Raw genomic sequence first — 5,745 nt, forward strand, 5'->3', positions numbered from 1 at the left:
GATGCTTTCCGTCCGTTTCGCCACCCGCGGAGCCCGGTCGCGGAACCGGCCTTTCGAACCGCGCCAACGGCGTTACGGGCCGGCCGGCTTTCGGGTGGGCGGCTCCGGGAGGGTACCGGCTCCCGCGGCAGTCGGTGCCCTGTGACGGTCGGCGGCCTGGTCAGATCAGACCCGGATCAGACTCGGATCAGACCCGGATCAGGCTCAGATCAGACCCGGATCAGGCTCAGATCAGGCGTGGCCACTCCTGGTACAGCTCCCGGAGCACGGACAGGTCGAACAGATGCCCGGCGACCGGCGCCGCCGGGCCGGTGGACAGCAGCCGGATGTTGGCCTCGATCAGGGCGTCGGTCATGGTGAACAGGCCGTCCCGGCGGGTCTGCGCCGTCTGGACAAGGTCGTTCAACGCCCTGTTCTCCGCCAGTTGTTCGCGGACGTCGAGCCGGAGCGACTTCGCGTAGACGTCGGTGGTGAGCTGGGCCGCGAGCATGGGGTCGGCCAGGTTCTGCTTCCAGCCGCGGACCTCGGCCGTGAGGAAGGCCTTGACCGTCCCGCGCGCGGCGGTGAGCGCGTCGGCGGTCACGACGTACACGTTGGAGACCAGCGGATACCCGTGATCCGCGAGCAGGAACGTCGAGCAACCGATCCCCTGCCGGGCGAGGGCCACCGGCACGTCGGCGACGGAGGACAGCGCCGCGTCGACCTGCCGCTGCGTGAGGGCCTGCGCGAGGGCCTGCGCGTGATCGGGGACGACGACCTGCCGGACCGCTGTCGCGGGAACTCCCGCGGCGGCCAGGAACGACGCCCAGACGGCCGCGCTGCCCATGGCTGTCGCGACCCGCATACCGATCATTTCCTGTGGTGTCCGGATCGGCCGGTCCCCCAGGGAGACGATCGCCCAGGGGGACTTCTGCCGCTGGGCGCCGATGATCCGCAGCGGCGCGCCGGCCGCGGCCTCACGGGCGACGGCGTCCGTGGTGGTCACTCCCACGAAGGCCGCGCCCGAGGCCACCGACGCCGTCACGCTGGGGAAGTGTGGCCCGCTGCCGTGGAAGCGCGTGGACGTGAAGCCCGCTTCACGGTAGTAGCCACGCTGATCGGCGACGAGTGAACCAGCGAACTCGACGCCGGGCGTTCCCGGCAGCCCGAACGTGAGCGCCTCCGGTCCTGCCGCGCTCCCGGCCGCCGTCCCCGGGCGGGTGGGCTCCCGCAGTCGCCGTACCGCCCACCCGGCCGTCCCGGCGCCCACCCCCAGACCTGCCGCGGCGATGCCTGCGAGCAACAGGCCTCGGCGGGAGGGCTGGCGCTGGCGGTCTGCCGAGCGCCTCGTCCGACCGGGCCGCGGACGGGGCCGCGGCGGGTGCGGGCCGTTCCAGATGGGCTGTTCGATGGTGGCCGGGTCGCTGTAGGACGGCTCGGTGGGTGCCCGCCGTGGCGCTGTCTCCTCCCACGGCGCGGGCTGCGCCGCGTCAGTGGCCGGCAGCTCGATGCCGATCGTGTCAAGCTCGTGGACGGTGTACTCGTAGTCACTGGAATATGGCCGGTCGGTCAGCGCGCAGGACATGGTCGGGGCCTCGTAGAAGGCTTTCGCGGCCGGCCAGGCGTTGGTCGTCGGCGCGACGCTCATGGCCGACCAGTCGTTCGAGGTCATCAGCGGGCCCGGTCGCGCGGCGCGCAGCAGAGCCTGCAACTGCCGGCGGATGCGCTCCGCCGGCGGGCGGGCGGACGGTTCCTTGGCCAGGATCGGGCTGAGCACCGAGTAGGCCCGGGTGGCCCGTGTCGGTACGGTCGGGGCTTCGTAGACCACGGCGTGCATGGTGGCGAAGGTGGTGTCCCGCCCGAACGGGGAGATGCCCTCCGTGGCATGCAGCAGAGTCGTCGCCAACGAGAACAGATCGCTGGCGGGTCCGCCCTCCTCACCGCGGATGCGTTCGGGAGCCATGTAGGCAGGTGTGCCGACCAGGCCGCCCGCGGCGGTGATCCGGTGATCGGTCTCGTAGACGGCGATCCCGAAGTCCGTGAGCCGGACGGTCCCGTCAGAGGTGATCAGAACGTTGGACGGCTTGACGTCCCGGTGCAGAACGCCTTTGCGGTGACCGTGCGCCAGCGCGTCCAGCAGGGCGATACCTATCCGGGCGACTTCCCGTTCGTCCAGTGCGCCGTCGCGCGCGATCATTGTTGCCAGTGAGTATCCGGATACCAGATCCATGACGATCCACTGCGCATCGTGATCCTCGACCAGGTCGTGAACGGTGACCACATGGGGATGGACGCCGAGCCGGGCGGCGTTACGCGCTTCACGGCGGGCACGTTCGATCAGCATCTCGCGGTCACGGACCGGGAGATGGTCAGGAATACGGATCTCCTTCAGCGCACGTTCGACATTGCTGTCGGTGTCGAACGCACGCCAGACCGTTCCCATCCCCCCCGAGCCGAGCCGAGCCGCTCGACGAGCCGAAACCGCCCGCCGACCAGATGCGTGACCAAGTGCCCGCCTGGTGTCATATGCCCGCCTTCGCCCTCGCTGCGCAACACGTGCTCAACCCCATGTGACCTCCGTGCCGATGTCCTGTTGCTTTTCGCCGATATTAGGCGTCGGGACCGGCGCCCTTTGGTCGACGGGTTCGCTGACCCGCCGGCGGGGCCCACGCACAACTTCCACCAGGAATATGATGGACCAGCGATACGGGCCGCCTGTCACTGATTTGAGGAAGCGCGGGTTCCACGGCGATGGGTTCCATGGCGATGGTATGCGTTCCACCCTGGGAACTCTGTGACTGAGATAACCTCTTGTTTGGCGTTCGGGTGGCTGCCTGGCCAGGATCTGGCAGGTATGCGGCCCGTTCGGCAGGCGGGCCGGTCGGGTGACCCGTCGATTAAACCGTTATCTCAATGCACTGAAAAGGAGTGGAGTGTGTTGCGGGCGCAACCGGCCCACCCCTGATGGTTTCCGGAGTTGATGGTTTTCGGGACTGTCGTGCTTGTGGGTGACCATACTCACGCCGCCATGTCCGGTGGCGCCCGTGTTCTCCGGAGTGTCCATGTTCACAGTGCCGCGTTGTTCACAGGCCCGCGTGCGCAGTGTCGCGTTCGCGGTGACCGCGCCCACGCCCACGTTTCGTTCGCGGGTGGCCATGCTCACGTCCGGGTGCTCGTGTCCGGGGTGTGGGGCGGGTCCCGGGGCCCGGCGCGTCGTGGCCACGGGACCGTGTCGGCGATGTCTTCGGACCCGCGTGACGTGGCCGTCACCGCCGATGGTCCGCGTCGGCGGTGGGCTGTCAGGTCCGCCACGGGTGCGCCCTCCGGCCCTGCCAGGCACGCCCCGCATGTTGTCGGATGCGTGACAGATGATCTGTCTGGTTGCCGACGCGGCCGCGTAGCCACCTCGCTGACCTGCGATGACAGATGCCGCTGCCGTAGGGGTCACCTGGCCCGCCCCGGGCGGACAGTGGCCGATCCGACGTCCACGACGGACATACAAGCTGTACGTACACCCTGTATGTTCTTGTGATGGAGCGGCCGTACGGCCGTACGACGTCGACGCCGAAGGGCGGTATTGCCGTGGCGGTGGAGTGGCGCTACTCGTTGCGGATAGGGACGTACCTGGCCAAGCAGAAAGTGCTGCGGCGCAAGCACTTTCCGCTTGTTCTCGAACTTGAGCCCCTGTTCGCGTGCAATCTGTCGTGCACCGGTTGCGGGAAGATCCAGCACCCGGCTTCCGTTCTCAAGCAGCGGATGAGTGTCGAGGACGCCATGGCCGCTGTGGAGGAGTGCGGCGCGCCGGTGGTCGCGATCGCCGGTGGTGAGCCGCTGATGCACCCGCAGCTCGACGAGATCGTCCGTCAGCTCGTTGCTCGCAAGAAGTTTGTCCTGCTGTGCACCAACGGCCTGTTGCTCCGTAAGAAAATGGCGAAGTTCACACCGTCGCCGTATTTCACCTTCATCGTCCACATCGACGGGCTGCGGGAGCGGCACGACGCGGTGGTGGAGAAGAACGGCACCTTCGACGAGGCGATCGCCGCGATCGCGGAGGCCAAGGCCGCGGGCTTCCGGGTGGGCACCAACTCCACCTTCTTCAACAACGACAGCCCGCAGGACGTCATCGACGTGCTGGCCTACCTCAACGACGAGGTGAAGGTCGACCAGATCCAGCTCTCGCCCGCCTATGCCTACGAGAAGGCCCCTGACCAGGAGCACTTCCTCGGGGTCACGCAGACCCGCGAGCTGTTCTCCAAGGTCTTCGCCGACGGCCGGCGCGCCAAGTGGCGGCTGAACCACTCGCCGGTGTTCCTGGACTTCCTGGAGGGCAAGCGCGATCTCTCCTGCACCGCGTGGGGTATCCCGAGCTACTCGCTCTTCGGCTGGCAGAAGCCCTGCTACCTGATGAGCGACGGATACGTCTCCTCCTACAAGGAGCTGGTCGAGACCACCGACTGGGACGCCTACGGCCGGGGCAAGGACCCGCGCTGCGCGAACTGCATGGCGCACTGCGGCTACGAGACCTCCGCGGTGCTCGCCACCACGTCCTCGCTGAAGGAGTCCCTGCGCGCCATGCGCAGCGTCTGACCGGCAGCGGCGTCTGAGCGGCGGCAGTGCCGACCGGTAGTGGTCGGTAGTCGTCCGCCGATGGGTAGTCGTCCGCCCGATGGACGACTACCCATCGGCGGACAGCCCCTGCTCCGAACGTATTTCTTTACATAATTCCTGTCGGGAGCTGGCCGCGTCGATCGTGGCTGGCTCCTCGTCGTGCGCGGATTCAGGGTGACCGCTGCGAGAGCGCCGGTACACAGGCCCTGGAGATGACCCACGGACGGAGACGACCTACGGAACGGCGTTCTTCGCCACCAGGCCGTCCTTCGCTTCCAGGCCGACCAGCAGGCGGTCCAGCACCTCACCCGCCTCCCGGCGCGCCTGCGCCGGGTCACCGGCCCGGCCGATCAGCAGGCTCGCCTCGGACAGAACGGCCGCCAGCACCCGGGTGAGGGGCATGACGGGCAGCGGGTCGATCCGGCCCTCCTCGATGGCCCGGGTCAGCCATTCGGCGAGCAGCCGGTAGCCGTAACGCTCGACCAGGACGTCCCATGCGTCATGCCCGAGCACGGCCGGGCCGTCGACCAGGACGATGCGCTGGAAGTCACTGTCGGTGCAGATGTCCAGGAAGGACTGAAACCCGGCGCGCAGCTGTTCCCAGGCGTCCGTGTCCGACTCGTCCGTGGCCCGCTTGAGCTCGGTGGTCACGAGCTGTTCGGCGACCTCGAGCGCGACCTGCTCCATGACGGCGCCGAAAAGATCCGCTTTGTCGCGGAAGTGGTGGTAGAGGGCGCCGCGGGTCACCTGCGCGTCGGCAACGATCTCCTCGGTGCCGGTGGCGGCATAGCCCTGGGTGCCGAACCGTAGCCGGGCGGCGGCCATGAGAGCCTGCCGGGTGGCGGCTGGATGCTCACTCCCGCCGGCTCTGGCCATTCGTCGATTATGTTGCACTCAGTCCTCTAATGGGCGAGTTAAACCGTAGGAATGTTTGTCACTGTGCTAGAGTCCGTCAAATACTTTTGATCATATAACGCTATCGGCCGGTCGCGCCATCGTCAGACTACGGCCGGTCTCCTTCACGATGCGCCCACGCTCGCACATGCGCCGGATCCGCGCGACCGCCGCATAATCACGGGCCGCCCACATCGCCATCCACAAGGCCGCCCACAAGGCCGCCCGCAACGACCAGCATCCACCGGACACGATCTAGTGTCC

The 5,745-nt window shown here is 67.9% G+C and carries 3 protein-coding genes and 1 pseudogene; 1 reads left to right on the forward strand and 3 read right to left on the reverse strand.

Going from position 1 to position 5,745, the window contains the following annotated elements:
* Window positions 1-226 precede the first annotated feature (226 nt).
* Together CM1CMNOD_RS23530 and CM1CMNOD_RS23535 are read right to left on the reverse strand one after the other, a co-directional pair.
* Entirely contained in the window at window positions 227-1,651 is a 1,425-nt protein-coding gene (locus CM1CMNOD_RS23530; protein WP_347176454.1) for an ABC transporter substrate-binding protein, read from the reverse strand.
* 48 nt (window positions 1,652-1,699) lie between these two features.
* Window positions 1,700-2,431, reverse strand: a pseudogene (locus CM1CMNOD_RS23535) (serine/threonine-protein kinase); the annotation flags it as partial.
* A 1,130-nt stretch (window positions 2,432-3,561) separates the two neighbouring features.
* On the opposite strand from CM1CMNOD_RS23535, the gene hpnH reads away from it, so the two are divergent.
* The gene (gene hpnH / locus CM1CMNOD_RS05405; RefSeq protein WP_043605048.1) at window positions 3,562-4,566 is read left to right on the forward strand and encodes an adenosyl-hopene transferase HpnH; all 1,005 of its coding nucleotides are present in this window, start codon (window positions 3,562-3,564) and stop codon (window positions 4,564-4,566) included.
* Between the two features lie 255 nt (window positions 4,567-4,821).
* Here hpnH and CM1CMNOD_RS05410 read toward each other — a convergent pair whose 3' ends face one another.
* Window positions 4,822-5,463: a TetR/AcrR family transcriptional regulator gene (locus CM1CMNOD_RS05410; RefSeq protein WP_013872652.1), complete on the reverse strand. Its 642-nt coding sequence runs from the start codon at window positions 5,461-5,463 to the stop codon at window positions 4,822-4,824.
* Window positions 5,464-5,745 lie beyond the last annotated feature (282 nt).

It is taken from the genome of Protofrankia symbiont of Coriaria myrtifolia, assembly GCF_900634755.1.
Lineage (GTDB): Bacteria > Actinomycetota > Actinomycetes > Frankiales > Frankiaceae > Protofrankia > Protofrankia coriariae.

Excerpts from the sequence above, each read along its gene's own strand:
- CM1CMNOD_RS05410 (WP_013872652.1), bottom strand. The coding sequence starts at position 5,463 with ATGGCCAGAGCCGGCGGGAGTGAGCATCCAGCCGCCACCCGGCAGGCT.
- CM1CMNOD_RS23530 (WP_347176454.1), bottom strand. The coding sequence starts at position 1,651 with ATGACCTCGAACGACTGGTCGGCCATGAGCGTCGCGCCGACGACCAAC.